Raw genomic sequence first — 25,733 nt, 5'->3', positions numbered from 1 at the left:
CATGCAGTGGGAAATGCAGGAGGAGAATATGAACGCATTTACCAAATTGATTCAGGAAGACATGAAGCCGGCTCTCGGGGTCACGGAGCCGGGGGCGATCGCTTATGCGTGTTCCAGGGCGCGCAGCTATACAAAAGGCGATGTACGAAAAGTGACCGTAATACTAAATTCAGGGATGTACAAAAACGCATTTACCTGTGGGATCCCCAATTCCCCATACGTGGGCAACCAGTATGCAGCGGCACTTGGAGTCGTCGCAGGACGCTGGGAAAAGGGCCTGTCGTCCCTTGCGGAGGTGACGGCGGCGGACAATGCGGCGGCGAAAAAGATGATCGACGAGGGAAGGATCGAGGTGCGCCTGGGGGAGATCTCCTCGTGCATCGATATAAAGGCCAGCATTGAGACGGACCAGGACGAGTGCAGTCTGCATATCCGCGACAAGCATACCCATGTGGTGGAGATCCGGCTGAACGGAAAGGTGATCTTCTCGGATGCACCGGAGGCGGATGGAAAAACGCCCTGTCCGACGGAGTCTGCCGGGGCCGCGCTGAACGCGTCTTTCGGGACTTCAATGTGCGCATCGGATGACCCTGTGGAGATTCCAAAGATCCACCGCCACACGCTGGCAGAGATTTTAGAATACTGCAACCGTGTGCCTCTGGAGGAGATCGCATTTCTGCGGGAGGCCTATGAGGTGAACTTGGAGCTGTTTGAAGCGGGCATGGCCAGTGACCGCACCGTATTTTTGAAAAGCCTGCTGCGCGCCAACGGAGGCCATGTGATCTCAGGGCAGGAGCTTTTGACGGCGCAGCTATTGTGCAATGGGACGATCGAAGCGCGTGTGATCGGGCTGGATAAGCCGGCGATGAGTATCACCGGCTCCGGCGCTCACGGGATCATCTGCACCATGCCTCTCTATGCGGTATGCCAGGTCCATGGTTATCCGGAGGAGAAGCTGCTGCGCGCCACAGCCCTCAGCTACCTGGTGACCATGTACATCAAGGAATATTCCGGGAGGCTGTCTGCGTTCTGCGGCTGCGCGGTCGCGGCGGGGACCGGAATGGCCTGCGCCTGCGTATATTTAAAAGGCGGCGGGCTTTTGGAGATGCACCGCACAGTCAACAATATGGCGTCCAGCATCACAGGAATGATCTGTGACGGCGGGAACCAGGGCTGTGCGATGAAAGGCGTGGTGGCGGTGGACGCCGCGTTCCGCTCTGTGGGCCTGGCGATGGAGGGGGTCTGCGTGGAGGACGTCCATGGCATCAACGGCAGGACTACGGAGGACACCTTCCGCTATATGGGCAGGATCGCCTCTCCCGGAATGGTGGAGACAGAGGGCGTGATCGTGGGTATTTTTGAGGAGAAGCAGGCCGGGCAGGGACAGGAGGCAAATAGAGGGTGAAAAAGAGTATTGCGGTGATCGCGCTGGACCCGTTTGCAGGAAAGGCCTATGCCCAACAGGTCCGGCAGGTATTCGGTGGACGGGCGGTGGTGCGCAACTACAGTATCATGGACGGGACGGCGGCCCATATGGAGCCGTGCGACCTTTATATGGGGTCAACGGACGCGTATGACGCCATGAGCGCGCATGGGGTGTATCTGCCGGAGGCTGCCCAGCGGATGGAGATCCAGGTGACTTACAGAAAGGACAGCATCCGCCGTTTGCAGGAGATCCCAAAGGGGACGAAGGTGCTGTTCGTCAATATGACGGAGACCATGGCGAGGGAGGCGGTGACGCAGCTTGAGCAGTTGGGGGTCACCCACTTGAAGTTCCTTCTCTATGCGCCTGGAGTGGAGCTTACAGAACGCACGGAGATCGCGGTGACGCCGGATGAGGAGCGCTATGTGCCGCAGGGGATAGACCAGGTGGTCAATATCGGGCAGAGGACCTGCTCGGCGGATACCATGATCGAGGCGGCGATCCGGCTGGGCCTTGATGAGCTGCTGGAGGAACCGGTATTTAAGCAGTATCGGGATTCGGTCTGCACCAATACCTGGTATTTTGACCAGATGATGGACCGGTCCCGCAGGCTGGAGAGCCAGTTTGATATTTTGATGGACGTGCTGGACCAGGGTGTGGTTGCGGTCAATGAACACGGGGAGATCTATGCCATCAACCAGATGGCGCGGGACATCACCCATGTGTTCGGCAACACCGCACTGCGCCAGCAGGGGGAGAAGGTGTTTCCTTATATTCCCTTTGGAAAATGCTTGGAGGAGATGTCGGAGACCGAGCCGAAGGTGGTCCGGGTGGCAGACAGCCCGGTCAGTGTCCATGTGCGGCCTGTGCTGCGCAGAGGGAGCTGTATTGGGGCGTTTGCCATCCTTCAGAAGTTCAATGAGATGGAGCGGCGTCAGAATGAGCTGCGCGGGCAGCTGATGAAAAAAGGCCAGGGACACCGGGCAAAGTATTGTTTTGACGACGTGATCGGGCAGTCGGAGCCGATTCTGAGAACAAAAGAGATCCTTAAGAAAATGGCGCAGACCGAGTCACCGGTGCTGCTGATCGGGGAGACCGGCACCGGCAAAGAGCTGTTTGCCCATTCGGTACATAACGCTTCCAGAAGGAAAGGGCAGCCCTTTGTGGCGATCAACTGCGCAGCCATGCCGGAAAACCTTTTGGAGAGCGAGCTGTTCGGTTACGAGGACGGCGCGTTTACCGGAGCGAGGAAAGGCGGCAGGCCGGGCCTGTTCGAGTTTGCCCACCAGGGTACCCTGTTCTTAGACGAGGTGGAGGGCATGAGTCCGGCGCTTCAGGTGAAGTTGCTGCGCGTTTTGCAGGAGCGGGAGATCATGCGGGTGGGCGGCAACCAGATCATCCATGTGGATGTCCGGATCGTGGCAGCCACCAATGAGGACCTGGAGCAGAAGGTGGAGGACGGGAGCTTCCGGCGGGATCTGTATTACCGCCTGAATGCGCTGCCGGTGCTGATCCCGCCTTTGAGAAACCGGGGAGATGACGTGTTTTTGCTGCTGGAGAAGTTCCGCCAGGAGCTGGGCGGCCACTTTACGTTGAGTGAGGAGATCTGCCAGCTGTTCCGGGAGTACCGGTTCCGAGGGAATATCCGGGAGCTGAGAAACATTGCGGAATACTTGAACTTTACTGGACATTCGGTCATTACAAGAGAAGACCTGCCGCCGACGTTTCAGATGGAGGTGTATGCGCGGGAGGACTTGCCTTTGGCGATAACGGAGCGGTACAATCTTGAACTGACAGCTCGGGAATATGCAGCATCGCTGCCGGCAGAGGCCGATCAGTTCGTTCTCCAGACGCTTTTTGCAGCCTATCGTGAGGGAAGACGGATCGGCCGTGAGGGAATCCTTGCAGAGGCGGGAAGACGCGGGTTGACCATGAGCCAGACGCAGGTCCGCACGATCCTTGGCAGGATGGAGGAAGCGGGATATGTGACTGTGTCGAGGGGACGGGGCGGAAGCGTGATAACGGAAAAAGGAATGGCGTATTTGAGAGACATTTGAGAAATGTTTGGGAAATCGGAATAGGCAGATATATATAGAAGGCGGCAATTGCACCAGTTGAAGCTCAAATTTTGAAAGATAAAAACCAATAAACAACCAATTATTAGACGCAAAGTAACCAATAAACCAACCAATAAACCCATATAACCAATTGTTTTACAGAGAAGATCCAGATATCAGCCTGGGTCTTTTTATTTTTCAATTTTTTCTTAAAGTTCATAAACCTGATAAAATCGTGAATTACTCGTAAAAATATAAGAAAAATGGAAAAGGTTATTAAAATTCCGGGGATTTTTAAAAAGTTGGCATGGCATTTGCTTATATAAAGGGTATCAAACCGAAAGGAGCATCAAAATGAAATATAATTTTGACGAGGTCATTGACCGCAGCGGCAACCGCGCGGGAAAGTATGACGAGAGAATGAAAAAATTTGGGACCATGGACGTGATCCCGCTCTGGGTGGCGGATATGGATTTCCGCACGGCCCAGCCGGTCATTGACGCCTGTGTGGAGAAGGCAAAGGAGGGCATCTGGGGATACACCTCCAGGCCGGATTCTTACTTTGACGCGATCATCGGCTGGCAGGAGCGCAGAAACGGCTGGACCATCGAGCGCGAGAAGATGAGCTGGAGCCTGGGGGTTGTCCCCGCTCTGTCTGCACTTGTAAAGCTGTTTTCCGACGACGGCGATTCCATTATGATCCAGACTCCGGTGTACTCTGAGTTCTACGATGTGACGGAAGCCTGGGGGCGGACCGTGGTGGAGAACCAGCTGGTGGAAAAGGACGGAGCCTGGACCATCGATTTTGAAGATTTTGAGCAGAAAGCGAAAGACCCGAAGGTGAAAATGTTTTTGCTGTGCAGTCCTCACAATCCTCTTGGGATCGTATGGACAGAAAAGCAGCTCCAGCAGATGTTCGACATCTGCGAGGCAAACGGGGTGCTTCTGGTATCAGATGAGATCCACTCTGACCTGGTCTTCCACGGGAAAAAGCATATTCCCACGGCGCTGCTTGCGGGTGCAAAGGACAAGGTGATCAGCTGTATATCCGGCACCAAGACCTTCAATCTGGCCGGGCTTCAGGCGTCTGCCACGGTCTTCCCCACGCTGGAGATGAAGGAGCGGTATGACCGGTTCTGGATGAACCTGGACATCCACCGCAACAATGCCTTCAGCTCCGTGGCCATGGAGGCGGCATTTACGAAAGGGGAGGAATGGCTGGAGCAGCTTTTGCCGTACTTATCCGAAAACTTTGATTTTATCCGGGACTACTGCGAGATGTACATCCCCAAGATCAAACCTACGGTCCCGGATGCGACTTACCTGGTATGGCTGGACTGCCGGGAGCTGGGGATGGACAATGAGACGCTGCGCCGTTTCATGATCGAGAAGGCAAAGCTGGGACTGAATGAAGGGTATACCTTTGGACGCAGCTTAAGCGGTTATATGCGTCTCAATGCGGCCTGTCCGAGAAGCGTACTGAAAAAGGCGCTGGAACAGCTGAAGGAAGCGGTTGACAGGCTTCCGTAACAAACGAAAAATTGGGGTCAATAAGCAAAGGAGAGAAATGGTATGAATAAGAAAGAAATATGGAAGAGCTACCGGTTCCCGATCCTGCTGGTGCTGGGAATTCTGATCGGTTCCGGTTTTGGTGCGGTCGCGGGAGATAAGGCGGCGATTGTGAAGCCGCTGGGGGATATTTTTTTAAACCTGATGTTTATGATCGTGGTTCCCATGGTGTTTGTTTCCATATCCAGTGCAGTTGGAAGCATGGTGAACATGAAACGCCTGGGCAGTATTTTGGGAAGCCTTCTGATCGTGTTTGTGGGTACGGGAGCGGTTGCGGCAGTGCTGGTGCTGGCAGCGGTCAATATCTTCCCGCCGGCGGCGAACACCTCGATCACACTGGCTGCGGCTGAGATTGGGGAGGCGCAGAATGTGGGCGATATGATCGTAGGCGCTTTGACGGTATCGGATTTCCCGGAGCTGTTAAGCCGTGAGCATATCCTGCCGCTGATCATCTTTTCCGTCATGTTCGGGTTCTGCATCAGCGCCTGCGGCGGCGAAGAATGCCCGGTAGGGAAAATGCTGGTCAGCTTAAACGCGATCATCATGAAAATGGTCAGCCTGATCATGAAGCTGGCTCCGATCGGGCTGGGAGCTTATTTTGCAAACCTGGTGGGCGAGTTCGGACCGAGCCTGATCGGGGACTATGGACGCGCAATGCTGCTTTACTATCCGCTGTGCCTGATCTATGTACTGGTATTCTTCCCCTTGTACGCGTACCTGGCAGGCGGAAAAGAGGGCATCAGGCGGATCATAAAGTATGTGCCGACGCCGGCCCTGACCGCGTTTGCGACCCAGAGCTCCATGGCAACCCTTCCGGTCAATTTGGACGCCTGCGACAAGATGGGGGTTCCAAAGGATATCCGCGAGATCGTACTGCCCATGGGGGCTACCATGCACATGGACGGCTCGGTGCTGTCCTCCATCGCGAAGATCGCATTTTTGTACGGAGTGTTCAACCAGCCGTTTACCGGGATCGGAACCTATCTGATGGCGATTGCCGTTGCGATCCTTTCCGCTTTCGTGCTGTCCGGCGCGCCTGGCGGCGGCCTGGTGGGGGAAATGCTGATCGTCAGCCTGTTCGGATTCCCATCGGAAGCGTTCCCGCTCATTGCCACCCTGGGATTTTTATTTGATCCGGCAGCCACCTGTTTAAACGCTTCTGGTGATGCGATCGCCTCCATGATGGTCTCCAGGATCGTGGAAGGCAAAGACTGGGTCAAGGGCTGTTTCGCAGCCGGAGCAGCGGAGTAGATATCACCTGGTCTGTTACATAGAGTAAGAAAATTAAAAAAGAAAATAAGATTGAATGAAAAAGGAGAAAAATGTTATGAAAGTAATCGTGATTGGAAGCCATTTATGCCCGGATACCCTGTATGCCCTGTGCAGATTGAGAGAGAAGAATGCAGAGATCGATTTTAAGGACTTATCCGCGTCCCTGCCGGATCTGAAAGCCTATCTGGCGGTCCGTGAGACAGAACCCCAGTATGAGGCTGTGAGAGCCGGGGGCGGCATTGGGATTCCGTTCTTTGCACTGGAGGACGGGACAAAAACCCTGGATCTGGACGAAGTGCTGAAAAAGCTTTAAAAGCCATGAAATGAGGAATACAAAACGAGGAGGAGAAAACCATGAAAAAAATCATAGCGACAGAGTCAGCGCCGGGAGCCATCGGCCCCTATTCCCAGGCTGTGCGTGCGGGAGATCTGATCTTTGTATCCGGGCAGCTGCCCATTGACCCTGCAACCGGAGCGTTTGCCGGGGACGATATCGTTTCCCAGACACGCCAGTCCCTTAACAATATCAGACAGATCCTTGCAAGCGAAGGCGCTTCCATGGAGCATGTGGTCCGCACCGGCGTATTTTTAAAGGATATGAACCAGTTTGGAGAGATGAACCAGGTGTACGGCGCCTTCTTTGAAACGGACTGTCCGGCCAGGGCGGCAGTGGAGGTGGCGCGTCTTCCCAAGGACGCCCTGGTAGAGATCGAAGCGGTCGCATGGTGCCCGCAGAAATAATGTGAGAAGGTACGGGAGCGCAGGCGGACCAGACAGGGAGGCTGCTCAAACAGGCGGAATCAATAAGAAGATCATTTCCCACTGCAAACGAAATGAAACGCCTGATCAGCAGCTATCCGCAGGGGACGCCTTCCCGCTCCCATATGCCGGCATGGCCGGGAAAGGAGCTTTGATGAATCCGGAGGATTTGAGATATAAAACTTATGTGCAGATACTGAAAGAAGAACTGATGCCGGCCATGGGCTGTACGGAGCCGATCGCCCTGGCTTACGGCGCGGCAAAGGCCCGGGAAGTGCTGGGAGCCATGCCGGAGAGGGTAGAGGTATGGTCCAGCTATAATATCATTAAAAATGTAAAGAGCGTCATTGTCCCCAACACGGACGGCATGAAGGGGATCGAAGCGGCGGTGGCTGCCGGGATCGTGGCGGGAGACGCCTCAAAGATCCTGGAGGTCATTTCTGAAGTCACTTACAGCCAGAAGGTGGCGATCCGGGAATTCCTTGAGACGGCGCCCATTGCGGTGAAGGCCATTGACGGGACACTGACCTTTGATATCGTGCTGGTCCTGCATAAGGGGGACGACAGCGTGAAGCTGCGGATCGCCCAGTACCACACCAATATCATCCTGATCGAGAAAAACGGCAACGTTATGTTCGAGACAGAGACCAACCGGCATTTAGACCAGGGCCATGAGGCTGCACAGGACTCTGACCGGGAAGGAGGCCTGACCAATAAAGAACTTTTAAACTTAAAAGACATCCTGGAATTTGCAGATACTCTTCTGTTAGAGGATGTAAAAGATATTCTGGACCCGCAGATCCAGTGCAACATGGCGATCGCAGAGGAAGGCTTAAAGAACAGCTACGGAGCCAACATCGGCAGCACCTGGCTGGCCTCCTATGGAAACGACGTGCGCAACCGTGCCATCGCCAAGGCTGCGGCAGGAAGCGACGCCAGGATGAGCGGCTGCGAGCTTCCAGTGGTCATCAATTCCGGCAGCGGCAACCAGGGGATCACCGTATCAGTGCCGGTGATCGAATACGCCCGGGAGTTGGGCGTCGGAGAAGAAACAATGTACCGCGCCTTAACTCTCGCCAACCTGATCTCCATCCATGAGAAAACCGGGATCGGCCGTCTGTCCGCCTACTGCGGCGCGGTCAGCGCAGGATGTGCCGCAGCCTGCGGGATCGCGTATCTCAAAGGCGGCCGCTACGAAGAGATCGCCCATACCCTTGTAAATTCCGTGGCGATCACGTCCGGCATCATCTGTGACGGAGCCAAGCCATCCTGCGCAGGCAAGATCGCCGCCAGCGTCATGACCGGGATCCTGGGATACGACATGTACAAAAACGGCGGCCAGCAGTTCAAGTCCGGCGACGGTATCGTAACCTGCAACGTGGAGGCAACCATCCGCAACGTAGGCCGCCTCGGAAAAGAGGGCATGAGAGAGACTGACCGGGAGATCGTCAAAATGATGATCGGCGAATAAAAAATAAAAAGATGATTCCCATGATAAAGAAACCCTAAAAACGGACTCACCAAATGGAAGCTCTGTTTTTAGGGTTTTCTTGCTCCTGAAATACATGTGGCGATTCCGCGTTTTACAGCGGCGGCAGTGGGGGCGGGGAGCGGCAGGGGTTTTTGTGACTTTGCAGGCCATTAGAAAATGTTAGGATCCAGGATTTTCTGTTCTGCCAGGGGAAGGGGTTGTTTGAGCGTCAGCGAGTTGCCCCTTCCCCTGGCAGGCTTTTAAGAAAATTCTGGATCCTTACATTTACTTATGGCCGAAACCGGAACAAAAATCCCTGCCGCTCCCCGCCCCCACTGCCGCCGCTGTAAAACGCGGAATCTCTCGAAACCGTTGTGAAACTGAAAAAAATATGATATGATAATGCAAAGCTATGATTTCAAGCTGATAATATGGCGGCAGAAATGAGTTTAATGCCAGGAGGAAAGATAGATGACCAGAAGAGAAATGCGGGAACACTGTTTTAAAATGCTGTTTGGGGTGGATTTTTACCCGACAGAGGAGACCGCAGGGCAGGCAGAGCAGTATTTTAATTCGCCGGAGGAGGACGATACCGCTGAGGACGGTACTGTGGAGATTGTCCACCAGGTGGATATGAAGGAAGAGGAACGGCAGTTTTTGATCGACCGCATGGAGGGAATGGCAGCAAAGATCCCGGAGCTGGATGCGAAGATCAACGATGTGGCGCAGGGATGGAAAACCCGCCGTATGGGCAGGGTAGAACTGACGATCCTCCGTCAGGCTCTTTACGAGATGGAATATGACATCGAGGTGCCGTCAAAGGTAGCGATCAACGAGGCGGTGGAATTGGCGAAGAAATTCGGAGGCAAGGATTCACCGGCATTCATCAACGGAGTGTTGGCGAAACTGGTGACCACGGAGTGATATGGCGAGTATTTATTCAGTTTCACAGGTAAATTCTTATATTAAAAATATGTTTGCCCAGGACTTTGCCTTGAGCCGCATTTCCGTGCGGGGCGAGGTGTCCAACTGCAAATATCACACGTCCGGGCACATTTATTTTACGTTAAAGGACAGGACCGGGACCCTCGCGGCGGTGATGTTTGCCAGCCAGCGCCGGGGTCTCTCTTTTCAGTTACAGGAAGGGCAGCAGGTGGTAGTGACCGGAGCTGTGGATGTGTATGAGCGGGACGGCAAATACCAGCTCTATGCCCGGAAGATCGAGCAGGACGGCAAGGGAGACTTGTTTGAGCGGTTCCAGAAGCTGCGGGATGAACTGGAGGAAATGGGGATGTTTGCGGCGGAGTACAAGCAGCCTATCCCCAAATATGCACGGAAGGTGGGTGTGGTGACAGCCAGCACCGGCGCTGCTATCCGGGATATCATGAATATCACCTCACGGCGCAATCCTTATGTACAGCTCGTGCTATACCCCGCCCTGGTTCAGGGGGAGGGCGCAGTGCCGAGTATTGTGGCTGGTATCCGTACCCTGGATGAAATGGGGCTGGATGTGCTGATCGTGGGCCGCGGAGGAGGTTCTATCGAAGACCTCTGGGCATTTAACGAGGAGCCGGTGGCAAGAGCCATCTTCGAGTGCCGGACCCCTGTGATCTCGGCGGTGGGACATGAGACGGATGTGACCATTGCAGATTACGTTGCGGATCTCCGGGCGCCTACGCCGTCAGCTGCGGCGGAGCTGGCGGTATTTGATTACCGGCAGTTTGAGGAGCAGAGGCAGGCTTATCTGGCGGCGCTCAACCGCGCTATGGAGCGGCAGGCGGAGCGCCGCAGGTACCGGATGGAACAGTACCGGCTGAGGCTGAAGCTGCATGACCCGGAGCGGCAGATCAGAGAGAAGCGGCAGCGGCTGGCGGATGACCAGGAGCGGATCCAGGCGATGATGGAGCGGAAGCTTTTAGATGCCCGGCACCGGCTGGCGTTGGCAGGCGGACGGCTGCATGGGCTGTCACCCCTTGAAAAGATCAGTAAAGGCTTTGGTTTCCTGACCGGCGCAGACAACCGCAGGATCGAGCATGTGCGGGATGTGGAGGTGGATGAGGCCATCACGATCCGGATTTCGGACGGGCGGCTGACTGCGAAGGTGACGGAGCGGGAAGAATTGTAGAAGAAGCCGGAGCAGGAACGGTCTTAACGAGACCACATTGGCAGAAAGGATATGGGCATGGACAAATCAATCGAGCAGACCTTTGAAGAGTTGGACCAGATTATGGAAAAGCTGGAGGCGCCGGACACTACCCTGGAGGAATCCTTTGCCTGTTATGAGGCGGGTATGAAGTTGGTCAAGGCGTGCGGCGAGAAGATAGATAAAGTGGAAAAACAGATGATCATCCTACAGGGAGGCATGGAAGCAGATGGAGATGCGTGAGGCGCTTAAATTGCAAAACGGACCGGAGATGCAGGAAAAGCTCCAGATGCAGGCGGAGCTGAAAATCAGGACGGCAGATGTGGAGGCCGTCATCGAGCGGTATCTGCCGGAGGAGACCGGCCATCAGAAGACTATACTTGAGGCGATGAATTACAGTATGCGTGCAGGAGGCAAGAGGCTGCGTCCTATGCTGATGCAGGAGACCTACCGGTTGTTTGGCGGCAGCGGACCTGAGATCGAGCCGTTTATGGCGGCGATCGAGATGATCCATACCTCATCCCTGATCCATGATGACCTGCCCTGTATGGACAATGACGAGCTGCGCCGCGGGCTGCCGACCACCTGGGTGAAATTCGGGTATGATATGGCAGTGCTCGCAGGCGACGCTCTGCTGATCTACGCGGTGGAGACGGCGGCAAAGGCATTTGCACAGACAGAGCATATGGACCGGGTGGGCAGGAGTATCGGCCTTCTGGCGGAAAAGACCGGGATCTACGGGATGATCGGGGGCCAGGTGGTAGATGTGGAGCTGACTAACAGGCCGGTGCCGCAGGAAAAGCTGGATTTCATTTACCGGCTGAAGACCGGAGCGCTTTTAGAGGCGTCCATGATGATCGGGGCGATCCTTGGCGGGGCGGATGATAAGCAGCTGGCGGCTGTGGAGCAGATGGCTTCCGCCATCGGGCTGGCTTTCCAGATCCAGGACGATATCCTGGATGTGACCAGCACGCCGGAGCAGCTTGGCAAGCCGGTGCTCAGTGATGAAAAGAATAACAAGACGACTTATGTGACGCTGTTCGGTATCGAAAAGGCAAGGCAGGATGTGGAAGAGATCTCGGAGAAGGCAGTGGGACTGCTTCATACATTGCCGGGGAATAATCCATTCCTGGAGAGCCTGATCCAGATGCTGGTGACACGGGAAAATTGACCGCAGAATGTGCCGGGAGGTTTTTCGGAGGACAGCGGTACAAGGGATCTATGATTTTAGGAAGAACAGAAGGGTAAAGAGCCATGATTTTGGAGCATATCGAGGGTCCATGGGATGTGAAAAAGTTAAATCCGGAGGAGCTTAAGACTCTGGCAGCGGAGATCCGCCAGTTCCTGATCGAAAAGATCAGCGTGACCGGCGGCCATCTGGCGTCCAATCTGGGGGTGGTGGAGCTGACCATTGCCCTGTATCTTGCTTTTGACCTGCCAAAGGACAAGGTCATCTGGGACGTGGGGCATCAGTCCTACACCCACAAGATCTTGAGCGGACGGAAGGAGATGTTTGACGATCTGCGCCAGTATGGGGGCCTTAGCGGTTTCCCGAAGCGGAAGGAAAGCCCTTACGACGCTTTTGACACAGGACACAGCTCCACATCCATCTCTGCCGGGCTTGGCATGGCGCAGGGGCGGGATCTGATGGGCGGGGACTACGCGGTGGTGTCTGTGATCGGAGATGGAGCTTTGACCGGGGGCATGGCGTATGAGGCGCTCAACAATGCCGCCCACTTAAACCGGAATTTTATCATCGTATTGAATGACAATAACATGTCCATCTCAGAAAATGTGGGGGGCATGTCAAAATATTTAAACGGTATCCGTTCAGACGCCGGATACAATGAGCTGAAAAAATATGTGTCCGGGACGCTGGCGAAGATCCCTGTGATCGGGGAAGGGCTGGTGGATAAGATCAGCCGTACCAAGAACAGCATCAAGCAGCTGGTCATCCCCGGAATGCTGTTTGAAAATATGGGAGTCACCTACCTGGGACCTGTGGACGGCCATAATGTAAAAGCCATGGTAAAGATTTTTAAGGAAGCGCGGAAAATGGACCATGCGGTCCTGGTGCATGTGCTTACCAAGAAGGGCAAAGGTTATAGTCCGGCGGAGAAAAATCCCTCCCGGTTCCATGGGGTTGAACCCTTTGACATTGCAACGGGGAAGGCCCTGAAGGAAAAGGTCTATCCCAGCTATACGGATATATTTGCCAAAGAGCTGTGCAGGCTGGCGGAGGGCAACCCGCGCATTGTGGCAGTGACGGCAGCGATGCCGGACGGGACAGGTTTAAAAGCCTTCAGCAAACGATATCCCGACCGGTTCTTTGACGTGGGGATCGCAGAGCAGCATGCGGTGACCTCCGCGGCCGGTATGGCGGCGGCAGGGCTAAAGCCGGTGGTGGCAGTTTACTCCTCCTTCATGCAGAGAGGCTTTGACCAGATCCTGCACGATGTCTGTATCCAGAATCTTCCGGTTGTGTTTGCGCTGGACCGGGCCGGTCTGGTGGGAAGCGACGGCGAGACCCATCAGGGGATCTTTGATCTGTCGTTCCTCACCTGCATTCCAAACATGAGCGTGCTGGCGCCGAAGAACCTCTGGGAGCTGCGCCAGGACCTGGAATTTGCAGTGAACCAGTATGAAGGCCCCATTGCCATCCGCTATCCACGGGGACAGGCATACCGGGGGCTGAAAGAATTCACCCAGCCGGTTGAGTACGGAAAAGGGGAAGTCTTATATCAGGGCAGTGAGATCGCACTGCTGGCAGTGGGAAGTATGGTCAGCACAGCGGAGCATATCCGGGACAAGCTAAAGAATGAGGGGTATGACTGTACCCTGGCAAACGGAAGATTTATCAAGCCCATCGATTTTGAACTGGTGGAACGGCTTGCCCAGAGCCATAAACTGATCGTGACCCTGGAGGAGAACGTGCTGCAGGGCGGTTTTGGACTGGCGGTAAAGGCTTATATACAGGAGCATGATCCGCAGGTGAAGGTTCTCACGATCGGACTGCCGGATGCCTATGTGGAGCACGGCAACGTATCGCTTTTGAGGGAAACCTTAAAGATTGACAGCGATTCCATCATAAAGACCATGAGGGAATTCTATCCGGCGCTGGGTGCGGAGAGAGAGGAAGACAGATGAAAGAACGACTGGATATCATGCTGGTGAACCGCAGCCTGGCGGCGTCCCGGGAAAAGGCGAAGGCCATTATCATGTCCGGGATCGTCTATGTGGACGGCCAGAAGGAAGACAAGGCAGGTTCCATGTTTGAGGAGACGGTGAAGATCGAGGTCCGCGGAGCCACATTAAAATACGTGAGCCGAGGCGGGCTGAAGCTGGAGAAGGCGATGACCCATTTCGGAGTAGAGGTTGAGGGGAAGATCTGTATGGATGTAGGCTCCTCTACCGGCGGTTTTACCGACTGCATGCTGCAAAACGGCGCGGTTAAGGTGTATGCGGTAGACGTAGGGCACGGACAGCTGGACTGGAAGCTGCGCAACGACCCGCGCGTGGTCTGTATGGAAAAGACCAACATCCGCTATGTGACGCCGGAGGATATCGCGGACAAGATCCAGTTCGCTTCCATTGACGTTTCCTTTATCTCCCTGACAAAGGTATTGGGGCCGGTACAGAAGCTTCTCAGTGAAGACGGGCAGATCGTCTGCCTGATCAAGCCGCAGTTTGAGGCGGGCCGGGAAAAGGTAGGCAAAAAGGGTGTGGTGCGGGAAAAGAGCACCCACCTGGAGGTCATAGAGAAGGTCATGGCGTTTGCAGCCGGGATCGGATTTGAGATCCTGAATCTGGAATTTTCGCCGATCAAAGGGCCGGAGGGGAATATCGAATATCTGCTGTATTTACAGAACCATGGGGATGAAAGTGCGGTCCGGGAGGCCGGTCTGACAGACGATGTAGCTGAGGATATCCATATGGCACAGGCGGCAGATGGCAATATGAACGCCGGGCAGCAGACTGAGGTAAAGGCGTGCACGGCACCTGGGGCAGACGCAAAGGCGGTTGTGGAGGCGGCGCACCAGACTTTGCAGGCGTAGCGTTTGTTTTTCGACAACATCAGTATACGACAGGAGAAGGACATGAAGCATTTTTATGTGATAGCCAATCCTCTGAAGGAGGGGGCGGCACAGACTGCGGAGCGGATCGCAGAATATCTTCACAAACGTGGAGCCACCTGCGAGGGCAGTGCACAAAAAAAGCACTGCGGCGGCTCCGGAGAGGGTTATACCGATATCAACTGTATCCCTGCGGATACCCAGTGTGTCATCACCTTAGGCGGGGATGGAACCCTGATCCAGGCGGCGCGGGATCTGGTGGATCTGCAGCTTCCGATGATCGGTGTCAATCTGGGGAATCTGGGTTATCTGACGCAGGTTTCCAGGGGTGAGAATATCGCACCCATGCTGGACGCCCTTCTGGCGGATAATTTTACCATAGAGAAGCGGATGATGCTGGAGGGACGGATCGTGGGGCCTGGCGGAGTGCGGAAAGGGATCGCATTAAATGACATTGTCCTGACCCGTAAAGATGTATTACAGATGCTCAAATTCCAGGTTTTTTTAAATGGTGAGTATTTTAACGAGTATATGGCGGACGGTATGATCGCGGCGACGCCCACCGGTTCCACCGCGTACAATCTGTCGGCAGGCGGGCCGATCGTGGCGCCCGGCGCACAGCTGATGGTACTGACGCCCATCTGCTCCCATTCCTTAAACTCCAGGAGCATTGTGCTGTCGCCGGAGGACAAGGTGAGCCTTCGTCTGGTGCAGCAGGGCGGCGAGCAGACCGCTGTATTTGACGGGGACCAGGTGCTGGAGCTGAGACAGGGGGATTCGCTGGAGATCTGCCGATCGGAGAGCTGCACGACTTTGATACAGCTTAAGAATGTATCATTCCTGGAAAATTTGAGGAGCAAAATGGATCGCATTTAAGACCGGAGGAAGATTTATGAAACTGGAACGACACAGCAAAATAGTGGAACTGATTGGCAAATATGAGATTGAGACCCAGGAAGAGCTGGCGGAACGCTTAAAAGAAGCCGGATACCATGTGACTCAGGCCACCGTGTCCCGGGATATCCGGGAACTGAAGCTGACCAAGATCCAGGCGGAGAGCGGCAGGCAGCGGTATGTGGTCATGCACAGCCAGGGGGCGTTCAGCGACAAATATATTCGTATTTTAAAGGATGGTTTTGCATCCATGGATATGGCTCAGAACATTCTGGTGATCAAGACAGTCTCCGGCATGGCTATGGCGGTGGCGGCGGCGCTTGACGCCATGCATTTTCATGAGATCGTGGGGTGTATTGCAGGGGATGACACGATCATGTGCGCGGTGCGGAGTGTGGACGACACCATTTTAGTGATGGATAAGATAAAGAAGCTGGTGGCAGAATAGGGGGAGTAAACCATGCTGTTGGAGTTACATGTTAAAAATCTGGCCCTGATCGAGCAGGCGGATGTGGAATTTTCAGAGGGTCTGAATATCCTGACCGGTGAGACCGGCGCGGGTAAGTCGATCATCATCGGTTCCGTGAACCTGGCCCTGGGGCAAAAAGCATCGAAAGACATGATCCGCAGCGGGGCGGAGTATGCCTATGTGGAACTGATCTTCCAGGCGGAGGAGGACAAAATAGCCGCCCTTACAGCGCTTGACGTGTACCCGGATGAGAATGGCCTCCTCATAATCACGAGGAAGATCATGGCAGCCCGCAGCGTCAGCAAGATCAACGATGAGACCGTGACGGCGGCAAAGCTGAAAGCCGTGACCAGCCTGCTCATCGACATCCATGGTCAGCACGAGCATCAGTCTCTGCTCCATGCATCGAAGCATCTGGAGATTCTGGATACCTATGCAAAAACCCGGATCAGCCCAATCAAAGAAGAAATATCAGGACTGTACCACCAGTATAAGATTCTTTGGGCGGCCCTTGAGGAAGCAGGCGGGGACGCGGAGAGCCGGAAGCGGGAGGCGGATTTTTTACAGTTTGAGATTGACGAGATCGAGCAGGCCGGGCTGAAGGATGGGGAAGAAGAGCTTTTGACGGAACAGTACCGGAAATATTCCAACGGACGTAGGATTCTGGAAAGCCTGTCGGCGGCATATGAAGCCGTGGATTCAGATGGAGTAGGGAGGGCGCTGCACCAGGTGAGCAGTGTGGCGGCCTATGATGCGGATATTAAGCCGATCGAGGACCAGCTTTACGATGCGGAGGCTATTTTAAATGATGTGCACCATGCCATCGGCGAGTATTTGGAAAACGTGGATTTTGACGAGGAGGAGCTGGCGCGTATTGAGGAGCGCCTGGATCTGATCCATAATCTTCAGGCAAAATATGGAAATACTGTCGTTCGTATCCATGCGGCCCTGGAAGAAAAAAAGGCGCGTTTGGAACAAATTGAGCATTTTGATGAATACCGGAGGCAAACGGAGGCAAACTATAAAAAAGTAACAGAAGCTTTGACAGACCGGTGCGAAGCGCTTTCCGGGGAGCGGCAGAAGGCAGCCAGGGTACTGACAGAGCGGATCCGGGAAGGTTTGGTGGATCTGAACTTTCTGGATGTGCGTTTTTCGATGGAGTTTAGGCGTCTTTCACAGTTTACGGCCGGTGGGTTTGACGAGGCAGAGTTTGTGATCTCCACGAACCCGGGGGAACCGGAACGGGCGCTTGGCAATGTGGCTTCTGGTGGTGAGCTTTCGAGGATCATGTTGGCGATCAAGACGGTGCTGGCGGACAGCGATGAGATTCCGACACTGATCTTTGATGAAATTGATACGGGGATCAGCGGGCGCACGGCGCAGAAGGTGTCGGAAAAGCTGGCGATTATTTCCAGGGGACATCAGGTGATCTGTATTACCCATCTTCCCCAGATCGCTGCCATGGCGGACTGCCATTTTGAAATCGCGAAGTCGACGGCGGATGGGAAGACAAGGACGAGGATCGCCGCTTTAAATGAAGAGCGGATGGTGGAGGAACTGGCGAGGCTTTTGGGCGGTGCGGAGATCACCGAGGCAGTGGTGGAGAATGCACGGGAGATGAAACGGCTGGCAGGTGGGACGAAAGGGAGGCTGCGGGAGCGGTTGTGATGGCTGGCATATTTTCATGCGGGCGGGCGCCCTGTGAAAAATGGCTAGTCCGGCCATGCCATTCATAATCTGGCAGGGTTACGTTTTGGCAGATGGGTGTTGGGTTGGCTGCCAGATTATTCATGCGGGCGTGCCGCCCTATAAAAAATAAACCGCAGATTTCCTTATGCGAGCGAGCTCGCAACGGGAATCTGTGGTTTATTTTTTGCATGGATTTTTGGCTACGTCAAAATCTGACAGTGTGTTTTTCAATAATACTCACATACTAGAAAGGAGCTTAAAGCAGGCTCCTTTTTCGATTCAACGGCAAAAAAGTGAGGAGGTATGTGAGATGACGGGCAGACGGAAGTTTCGCAGATGTTTGATATGGACATTCTGGGCAGGGGTTTTGTTCACATTGGGGTTTACCTGGTTTTATATGGAAAGGCGGATTCCGGACCACTTGAATATTGTGGCACAGGAGAGGGAGGAACTGGATCTGGAGCTCCCTTTTGATGTGACTCTTTTCAGCGAGAGCGAAGAGGTGGTATTGGGCAATGAATCGGACATCCCATCCAATCAGATCCGGTTGAAAACGGATGAATCTCTTTCGTTATATGCAAAGAACCAGGGCAGCTACCGGATCGGCTTGAATCTGTTTGGAAAGATCAGGTTCAAAGAAATCCAGGTGGATGTGGTGGACAGCCAGTATGCGATTCCCTGTGGATTACCCGTAGGAATTTACTTAAAATCAAAAGGGGTTATGGTGATCGGAACCGGACAGATCGTCGGAGAGGATGGCCAGGAGGTGGAGCCGGCCTACGGTGTACTTCAGACCGGTGATTATATTGAGGCGATCAATGGACAGCCGCTTCGTGACAAGGAAGCGCTGATCACGAATTTAAACCATCTTGAAGGAAGCGAAACGCTGCTGCGGATCCGGCGCCAGGGCGAAGAGATGGACGTTCGGATGAATGCGGTAAAAACGGAGGATGGGAGCTACAAGCTGGGAGCCTGGGTAAGGGACGACACTCAGGGAATCGGAACCATGACTTACATCGACATGAGCGGTAACTTCGGCGCCCTGGGCCACGGTATCAGTGACAGCGACACCGGGAAAGTGGTGGAGATCGAGGAAGGCGCTCTCTATGAGACAGAGATCCTGGGGATAGAAAAGGGGACCATAGGAAATCCGGGCGTTATGGCCGGTGTAATATACTATGGTCCAGGGTCGCAGTTGGGGACGATCACGGATAATACCGATATCGGGATATTTGGAAAAGTGAACGATAAGATGAAAAAGTCACTCCAGGCCCAGGCCGTGGAAGTAGGCTACCGCCAGGATGTGAAAAAAGGCCAGGCCTGGGTGCGGAGCGATGTGTCGGGGGAACTGAAGGACTACGAGATCGAGATCCAGAAAGTGGACTATAACCCGGTGCAGCAGAATAAGAGTATGGTGATAAAAGTGGTAGATGAAGAACTTTTGAGGCTGACTGGGGGGATCGTGCAGGGTATGAGTGGCTCGCCAATCTTACAGGATGGGAAGCTGATCGGGGCAGTGACCCATGTGTTTGTGCAGGATTCAACCAGGGGGTATGGGATATTTGTTGAAGACATGCTGAAGCATTGAGTCCGGGCAGGACAGGAGTGAAAAGGAGGTGATGCAAGCTTGCTTGCGTGAGCCTCCTTTTTGCGAGTGGCCTATGCGGCGAAAGCCGCGCAACCGATGGTGCGCGAAGCGTGCCAGCGGTTGCCGCCCGGACGGAGCAGCGGGAGGCGAGAAAAAGGTGATGCAAGCTTGCTTGCGTGAGCCTCCTTTTTGCGAGTGGCCTATGCGGCGAAAGCCGCGCAACCGATGGTGCGCGAAGCGTGCCAGCGGTTGCCCCCGGACGGAGCAGCGGGAGGCGAGAAAAAGGTGATGCAAGCTTGCTTGCGTGAGCAGTCTTTTTGCGAGTGGCCTATGCGGCGAAAGCCGCGCAACCGATGGTGCGCGAAGCGTGCCAGCGGTTGCCGCCCGGACGGAGCAGCGGGAGGAATCAAAAAATAGTCATAATTCAAATTTATTTAATCGGGTTCTAAAAAACCAAAGCGAATTTATACAGATAAAGTACTAAAAATACAGTAGTAATGTGATATAATAAATGTGATTGATTATGGTTTTATGTTCTCCCAAACATAACCATAGGATACATGCCGTTAATAGAGATATACCAAACAAATGATGGTGACGTTCGAGTTACTGGTAAACGAGTATTTATGCTATGATTTTACATCCTGAGAAAATAAAACTTTAATTAGACATGAGTAAGAGGAACGTCGTATCTAATTTACTTATTTTTTGAGTAAACACATTTAACAACGAGAACATTTTTATGAAAATAATTATCTCATCTCCTAATATGTTTTGGGATGTCAACATGAATTGTATGTAAAATACAAACTGTGTTACGAACAGTAGCACAAAGTTATGACATGAAATGAATTGTTTGACAGTTCCATCCGTTCATATTAAAATGAAAAAACAAGTTACGTATCTGTTCGTTTTAGGCGGATAAGGCGTATGAAATATGAAAGGGAAAGCGAATGGAAAATCTAATTATTTCATCACCTTGTTTTGAACACAGGGGACTGATTCCAGTCGAGCATACCGGGTATGGCGCGGACAGCTCCCCCGAACTGGTGTTGACCGGATTAATCGAAGGTGCCGTGTCAATTGCAATTATTATGGATGATATGAGCCATCCCATCCCAGCATATAACCACTGGGTTATTTGGAATATTCCTGCTACATCGGTCATTCCGGGGAAAATACTTTATGGAGAACAAGTGGGTTCTTTAGGAGGCGCTATACAAGGACTTGGCTATGGAAAGCACAGGTATCGAGGGCCAAAGCCACCATTTCGGTGGTCACATACTTACCATTTCAATGTATTTGTTCTGGATTGTATGCTGGATTTACCAAGCACCTCCCGTAAAAAGAATTTAATGGCTGCCATGCAGGGGCATATTTTGCAACAAGCCGTTTTAGCAGGGCATTATAATTGAGGCGCTCCTTCTTGAGTATAAGATGTACTACCATTTTATTGTTTCAATCGTGGCAAGCAGGGCACAACGGTACATACCCTTGTGCTTTCACTTGTTGGGGTACTATCATACCCCAAGCCCTTTGAACGCCCCTTTCTGGGGCGGCAATGCTCCTTAGGAAGCTACAACAAATAGCAGTCTATCCCTGGTCTTTCCACCGTTATTTAGACCTTCCTGTATGGAGTGCACATCCCTCGTGTGACACCTAAATGCAGACAGTCGATTTTTCTACCCATACTCTAAAAAACACGCTTCTAATGTGTGATAGTGTACCGGATTTACCAACTGGAGAAGAAAGCGTTGCGGTGCCAAAATGGTGCCCAACCGGCTGTCCTCTTAAGTGTGCGTATTGTTTAAATCCGCAGTGTAGTGATGAAAATACAATTCGCGCAGAATATAGTCCGAAGGAACTAATAGATATCATTGAAATTGATGATATATACTTCCGGATGACAGAAGGTGGGGTCACATTTGGCGGAGGAGAACCACTTATACATAAACATTAGTGAAACAAGATAGACGGATTCACTGACCCCATGGTAAGAATACAACCTACACCAAATAACCTAAAAAATCCTTACAAAAAAGGAGACCCCCCTCATGCCAACCATACCCCCGTCCCGCCCACACCCCATCCTCCCGCTCCAAACCGAATTAGAGCTAAATATCCCGCCCGAAACAATCATCCAGAGGCTGCAAAAACTTTCGGCTGGAAACGTCGCATACTCGCCAACTGGACATACGTTCCGCCTCCTGGCGCTGATTAGAGGCATTTTCGGAGCGCGCATAGGCATAGATCTTTTTTACATAACAGGAACCATCAGCCCATGCCTGGAAAACCACTCCGTGAATGTACGGTACGTCATATATCCAGGACTAATGTTCTGGCTGTATTGCGTCCTGGACATCCTGTTCAATCTGGCCTGTTTTCTTCTCAACCGGCAAAGCCTGTCTCTGTGGCCCAATCTCCTCATAGGATCGCTGATCATCATGGCGGGCAGGAGCCACCAGAACCGGTGCAGTAAAAAAATAAAAACATTACTTCAGGATGGCAGGATATTATTTGAAATCTGAAAAAGGCAGTGCCTCCGAAAACCTTTATTTTAAAAGCCTGTTACATTTCCTTCTGTACCACGTTATATCTAATATTGCATACTTTGTCGAAACTTGCGACTGAATCTCGTTGCGCACAGACAAAGTAAGCGACTATAATACAATTTACAACAAGAGAAAACAGGAGGAAATGGAGAATGTCAGATTTAAATGTTGCGATTGCAGAGGATAACCCACAAATGCTCAGTTTGTTGAATAATATGCTGGAGGAAGAAGACGGATTCTGCGTGGTTGGAAAGGCAGATAACGGAGAAGATGCTTATGATATGATCATGAAGACCAACCCGGACCTGGTCCTGATGGATGTGATCATGCCGAAGCTGGATGGTATTTCCGTCATGGAACGGGTGAAAAAGGAGCGCTATGGGAAACGGATCCCGTCTTTTATCATGGTAACAGCTGCAGGCAATGACAATGTGGCGGCGGATGCGTTTCAGTTGGGTGCCAGCTATTACATCATGAAGCCGTTTAACCGGGAAGTGGTTATGGATAAGATCCGCCGGGTCTGCAGAGGGAGCGCAAAATTAAGCAGCAATGAAGAGATGAAACGGGTCAGTCCATACGTTGACAAGAGCGAGTACATACGCCAGAATCTGGAAAATGATGTGACACGTCTCCTCCATGAGATCGGGATTCCAGCGCATATCAAAGGATATCAGTATCTGAGAGACGCCATTGCTATTTCTGTAGAAGAGGAGGATATGCTGGTGTCGGTGACAAAAGTCCTTTATCCGACGATAGCAAAACGGCATAACACTACCTCAAGCCGCGTAGAGAGGGCGATCCGTCATGCGATCGAGGTGGCATGGAGCAGAGGAAGGCTTGACACGATCCATGAACTGTTCGGTTATACGGTCAATAATGGCAAAGGCAAGCCAACCAATTCCGAGTTTATTGCGCTGATCTCTGATAAGATCAGGCTGGATTATAAAAGAATCTCATAGTTTTTCAAAGATTCCGCTTCCTAAATCGGCCTAAATATTGTATACTGATATTTAATGAATGTCTGCGATTTTTTTCAGACGGATGTTAGAGGAGGGTATTCGATGAAAAATATTCTGTTTGTTGCATCAGAGGCCGTACCGTTTATCAAGACCGGAGGACTGGCCGATGTAGTGGGGTCTTTGCCGAAGTGCTTTGACAAAGAGTTTTTTGATGTGCGCGTGATGATTCCGAAATATCTGTGCATCAATGAAAAGTGGCGCAATGAGATGACCTATGTGAATCATTTTTACATGGATTATCTGGGGCAGAGCCGGTATGTGGGAATCCTGGAATATATATATGACGGAATTACCTTCTATTTTATTGACAATGAAGCTTATTTTAATGGAGCAAAGCCTTACGGTGACTGGTTCTATGACCTGGAGAAGTTTTCCTTCTTCTGTAATGCGGCGCTGTCCGCACTGCCTGTCATCGGGTTCAAGCCTGATGTGGTGCACTGCCATGACTGGCAGACCGGCCTGATACCGGTATACTTAAAGGACCGGTTCCACGGAGGAGAGTTCTTTTCCGCAATGAAGTCGGTGATGACCATCCACAACTTAAAGTTCCAGGGTGTGTGGGATGTGAAGACGATCAAACGGTTTTCCATGCTTCCGGATTACTACTTTACTCCGGATAAGCTGGAGGCATACAAGGATGGCAATATGCTGAAGGGCGGCATCGTATTTGCAGATGCAATCACCACCGTGAGCCAGACTTATGCAGAAGAGATCAAGATGCCGTTTTACGGCGAGGGCCTGGACGGTTTGATGCGGGCAAGGGCAAACAGCCTGCGCGGGATTGTCAATGGCATTGATTACGACGAGTTCAACCCGGAGACTGACAGCATGATCGTACAAAACTACAGCGCCAGGACCTTCCGCAAGGAAAAGGTTAAAAACAAACGTGCGCTGCAGGAGCAGCTGGGTCTGCCGGTAGATGATAAGAAGTTTATGGTGGGTATTGTTTCCCGTCTGACAGACCAGAAGGGGCTGGATCTGATCCAGGCCGTGATGGATGAGCTGTGCAGCGAAGACATCCAGCTTGTTGTGCTGGGCACCGGAGACGAGAAGTATGAGAACATGTTCCGTCACTATGACTGGAAATATCATGACCGGGTTTCCGCTCAGATATACTATTCCAATGAACTGTCACACAAGATTTATGCGGCATGTGACGCGTTCCTGATGCCGTCCCTGTTTGAGCCGTGCGGCTTAAGCCAGCTGATGTCGCTGCGCTACGGCACCGTGCCGATCGTGCGGGAGACCGGAGGACTCAAGGATACGGTAGAGCCGTATAATGAATTCGAGAACAAGGGCACAGGATTTTCCTTTGCCAATTATAACGCCCATGAGATGCTGGATACGATCCGCTATGCAAAGCATATCTACTACGATAAAAAGCGGGAATGGAACAAGATCATTGACAGGGCTATGGCTGCGGATTTCTCATGGCAGACCTCAGCGCTTAAGTACCAGGAGTTGTACGACTGGCTGATCGGGTAAGCTGGTTTTTCTGGAAACTATATGCAGGGATTGAACGAAGGACAGGTGAGATAATAGCAATGGGAGCGTTGCGGCTGACGCCGGCTGAACGCCGACAGATGAAACAGTGGATGGAGAATGAGGACTGGGCCGAGCGGCGCCTTTACGCCGGGGATATGGAGTACCTTGCCTGTGTGCAGGACATCCTGGAGCATCCGGTGTTCTGTTCCATGGACCATTACTATCAGCATGGAACCACCACCTGTAAAGAGCATTGTGTCCGGGTGTCCTATTTGAGCTACCGGATCTGCCGGAAGATGGGATGGGACAGCCGGTCTGCAGCCCGTGCGTCACTTTTGCATGATCTGTTTTTGTATGACTGGCATACCCATGCAAAGCTGACAGGGCAGCGTTTCCATGGCTTTACCCATCCGAGGACGGCCCTTAAAAATGCGGTCCGGTATTTTGAATTGACGGAGCAGGAACAGGATATGATCCTGAGACATATGTGGCCGCTGACTCCGGTTCCGCCCTCCACGCGTGAGGGCCTGGCTGTTTGTTATGCAGACAAGGTATGCAGTTTGGCGGAAGTTGTGGAGAATATACGAGACAGGATACGGAGTAAAACAGGAGTACGACATGACATTCTGGGAAAAACTATTTAGTAATGAAATCCTGATCAGCGCCCTGGTAGGATGGACGGTGGCGCAGGTACTGAAAACGATGCTGGATTTTGCACTTAACAGAAGCTTTTCGGCAGAGCGGCTGGTAGGCTCGGGCGGTATGCCCAGTTCCCATTCAGCCACGGTCTGTGGACTGACGACCAGTGCGGGGCTGTGCTATGGAGTCGGCTCTTTCGAGTTTGCCATATGTTTTGTGCTGGCGTCGGTGGTGATGTATGATGCGATCGGTGTCCGCCAGGAGACCGGCAAGCAGGCGAAGCTTTTGAATATCATTATGGAGCAGGACTTTTTTAAGCTGGATAATGAGCATTTCCAGAAGAAGCTGAAGGAGTTTGTGGGACACACGCCGCTGCAGGTATTTGCAGGTGCGGTGTTGGGGATTCTTCTGGCGCTTCTGGTACATCAGGCATATATATAGGCCTGATCTGGGAGATGGGAAGCCGCCGGAATGCGAGGTGTTCTTTCATGATCAGCCCAGCTGTAAAGTAAGAAGTAGCAAGATTTGTCGAAAAATGTCATAATTATTGTTATAAAATGGAATATTCTGCGTTTATGTAATGGGTCTGCCGTTTTTTTCGGCAGGCTTATTATTTTATGAAACGGGGAAT

Annotated in this window: 24 protein-coding genes; all 24 read left to right on the top strand. The window is 52.6% G+C overall.

Annotated elements, in window-relative coordinates; translation table 11 throughout:
- Positions 1 to 28: 28 nt before the first annotated feature.
- The 24 genes from AB1I67_RS18875 (at position 29) to AB1I67_RS18760 (ending at position 25,543) form a co-directional block, all read left to right on the top strand.
- Entirely contained in the window at positions 29 to 1,405 is a 1,377-nt protein-coding gene (locus AB1I67_RS18875; protein ID WP_367031641.1) for an L-serine ammonia-lyase, iron-sulfur-dependent, subunit alpha, read from the top strand.
- Positions 1,402 to 3,480 carry a sigma 54-interacting transcriptional regulator gene (locus AB1I67_RS18870; RefSeq protein ID WP_367031639.1) on the top strand — a complete coding sequence of 693 codons (2,079 nt, stop codon included), beginning with the start codon at positions 1,402 to 1,404 and terminating at the stop codon, positions 3,478 to 3,480. Before AB1I67_RS18875 ends, AB1I67_RS18870 begins: the two co-directional genes overlap by 4 nt.
- 354 nt (positions 3,481 to 3,834) lie before the next feature.
- Positions 3,835 to 5,010 (top strand): MalY/PatB family protein, encoded by a 1,176-nt coding sequence (locus tag AB1I67_RS18865; protein ID WP_367031637.1) that lies wholly within the window; start codon positions 3,835 to 3,837, stop codon positions 5,008 to 5,010.
- A 42-nt stretch (positions 5,011 to 5,052) separates the two neighbouring features.
- Positions 5,053 to 6,300, top strand: coding sequence for a dicarboxylate/amino acid:cation symporter (locus AB1I67_RS18860; RefSeq protein ID WP_367031636.1), 1,248 nt, complete (start codon positions 5,053 to 5,055; stop codon positions 6,298 to 6,300).
- 76 nt (positions 6,301 to 6,376) lie between these two features.
- A complete protein-coding gene (locus AB1I67_RS18855) occupies positions 6,377 to 6,634 on the top strand; it encodes a glutaredoxin (RefSeq protein WP_367031635.1) in 258 nt (85 codons plus the stop codon).
- A 41-nt stretch (positions 6,635 to 6,675) separates the two neighbouring features.
- Positions 6,676 to 7,062 (top strand): RidA family protein, encoded by a 387-nt coding sequence (locus AB1I67_RS18850; protein WP_367031633.1) that lies wholly within the window; start codon positions 6,676 to 6,678, stop codon positions 7,060 to 7,062.
- Positions 7,063 to 7,234: 172 nt separating this feature from the next.
- The gene (locus AB1I67_RS18845) at positions 7,235 to 8,551 is read left to right on the top strand and encodes an L-serine ammonia-lyase, iron-sulfur-dependent, subunit alpha (RefSeq protein WP_367032661.1); all 1,317 of its coding nucleotides are present in this window, start codon (positions 7,235 to 7,237) and stop codon (positions 8,549 to 8,551) included.
- A 471-nt stretch (positions 8,552 to 9,022) separates the two neighbouring features.
- A complete protein-coding gene (gene nusB / locus AB1I67_RS18840) occupies positions 9,023 to 9,475 on the top strand; it encodes a transcription antitermination factor NusB (protein ID WP_367031632.1) in 453 nt (150 codons plus the stop codon).
- A gap of 1 nt (position 9,476) precedes the next feature.
- A complete protein-coding gene (gene xseA / locus AB1I67_RS18835) occupies positions 9,477 to 10,676 on the top strand; it encodes an exodeoxyribonuclease VII large subunit (protein WP_367031630.1) in 1,200 nt (399 codons plus the stop codon).
- 57 nt (positions 10,677 to 10,733) lie between these two features.
- Positions 10,734 to 10,937 carry an exodeoxyribonuclease VII small subunit gene (gene xseB / locus AB1I67_RS18830; RefSeq protein ID WP_367031628.1) on the top strand — a complete coding sequence of 68 codons (204 nt, stop codon included), beginning with the start codon at positions 10,734 to 10,736 and terminating at the stop codon, positions 10,935 to 10,937.
- A gap of 46 nt (positions 10,938 to 10,983) precedes the next feature.
- The gene (locus AB1I67_RS18825; protein WP_367032660.1) at positions 10,984 to 11,865 is read left to right on the top strand and encodes a polyprenyl synthetase family protein; all 882 of its coding nucleotides are present in this window, start codon (positions 10,984 to 10,986) and stop codon (positions 11,863 to 11,865) included.
- A gap of 83 nt (positions 11,866 to 11,948) precedes the next feature.
- A complete protein-coding gene (dxs, locus tag AB1I67_RS18820; RefSeq protein WP_367031627.1) occupies positions 11,949 to 13,841 on the top strand; it encodes a 1-deoxy-D-xylulose-5-phosphate synthase in 1,893 nt (630 codons plus the stop codon).
- Entirely contained in the window at positions 13,838 to 14,749 is a 912-nt protein-coding gene (locus AB1I67_RS18815; protein ID WP_367031626.1) for a TlyA family RNA methyltransferase, read from the top strand. Before dxs ends, AB1I67_RS18815 begins: the two co-directional genes overlap by 4 nt.
- 42 nt (positions 14,750 to 14,791) lie before the next feature.
- Entirely contained in the window at positions 14,792 to 15,643 is an 852-nt protein-coding gene (locus tag AB1I67_RS18810) for an NAD(+)/NADH kinase (protein ID WP_367031624.1), read from the top strand.
- 16 nt (positions 15,644 to 15,659) lie between these two features.
- Positions 15,660 to 16,109, top strand: coding sequence for an arginine repressor (argR, locus tag AB1I67_RS18805; RefSeq protein WP_367031623.1), 450 nt, complete (start codon positions 15,660 to 15,662; stop codon positions 16,107 to 16,109).
- 12 nt (positions 16,110 to 16,121) lie between these two features.
- Positions 16,122 to 17,798 (top strand): DNA repair protein RecN, encoded by a 1,677-nt coding sequence (gene recN / locus AB1I67_RS18800; protein ID WP_367031621.1) that lies wholly within the window; start codon positions 16,122 to 16,124, stop codon positions 17,796 to 17,798.
- A gap of 331 nt (positions 17,799 to 18,129) precedes the next feature.
- Positions 18,130 to 19,407 (top strand): SpoIVB peptidase, encoded by a 1,278-nt coding sequence (spoIVB, locus tag AB1I67_RS18795; RefSeq protein ID WP_367031619.1) that lies wholly within the window; start codon positions 18,130 to 18,132, stop codon positions 19,405 to 19,407.
- 953 nt (positions 19,408 to 20,360) lie between these two features.
- Positions 20,361 to 20,822 carry a YbhB/YbcL family Raf kinase inhibitor-like protein gene (locus AB1I67_RS18790; RefSeq protein WP_367031617.1) on the top strand — a complete coding sequence of 154 codons (462 nt, stop codon included), beginning with the start codon at positions 20,361 to 20,363 and terminating at the stop codon, positions 20,820 to 20,822.
- Between the two features lie 248 nt (positions 20,823 to 21,070).
- Positions 21,071 to 21,367, top strand: a complete 297-nt coding sequence (locus AB1I67_RS18785; RefSeq protein WP_367031616.1) for a 4Fe-4S cluster-binding domain-containing protein — start codon at positions 21,071 to 21,073, stop codon at positions 21,365 to 21,367.
- Positions 21,368 to 21,461: 94 nt separating this feature from the next.
- On the top strand, positions 21,462 to 21,935 hold the full coding sequence (locus tag AB1I67_RS18780) for a hypothetical protein (protein ID WP_367031614.1): 474 nt from the start codon (positions 21,462 to 21,464) through the stop codon (positions 21,933 to 21,935).
- Positions 21,936 to 22,111: 176 nt separating this feature from the next.
- Positions 22,112 to 22,918: a sporulation transcription factor Spo0A gene (gene spo0A / locus AB1I67_RS18775; protein WP_367031613.1), complete on the top strand. Its 807-nt coding sequence runs from the start codon at positions 22,112 to 22,114 to the stop codon at positions 22,916 to 22,918.
- Positions 22,919 to 23,020: 102 nt separating this feature from the next.
- Entirely contained in the window at positions 23,021 to 24,463 is a 1,443-nt protein-coding gene (gene glgA, locus AB1I67_RS18770) for a glycogen synthase GlgA (protein WP_367031612.1), read from the top strand.
- Between the two features lie 59 nt (positions 24,464 to 24,522).
- The gene (locus AB1I67_RS18765) at positions 24,523 to 25,107 is read left to right on the top strand and encodes an HD domain-containing protein (RefSeq protein ID WP_367031610.1); all 585 of its coding nucleotides are present in this window, start codon (positions 24,523 to 24,525) and stop codon (positions 25,105 to 25,107) included.
- Complete coding sequence (locus tag AB1I67_RS18760) at positions 25,082 to 25,543, top strand: divergent PAP2 family protein (RefSeq protein WP_367031609.1); 462 nt, start codon at positions 25,082 to 25,084, stop codon at positions 25,541 to 25,543. Before AB1I67_RS18765 ends, AB1I67_RS18760 begins: the two co-directional genes overlap by 26 nt.
- Positions 25,544 to 25,733 lie beyond the last annotated feature (190 nt).

This window comes from Clostridium sp. AN503 (assembly GCF_040719375.1).
Lineage (GTDB): Bacteria > Bacillota > Clostridia > Lachnospirales > Lachnospiraceae > Brotaphodocola.
This window is presented reverse-complemented; position numbering and strand designations above follow the sequence as displayed.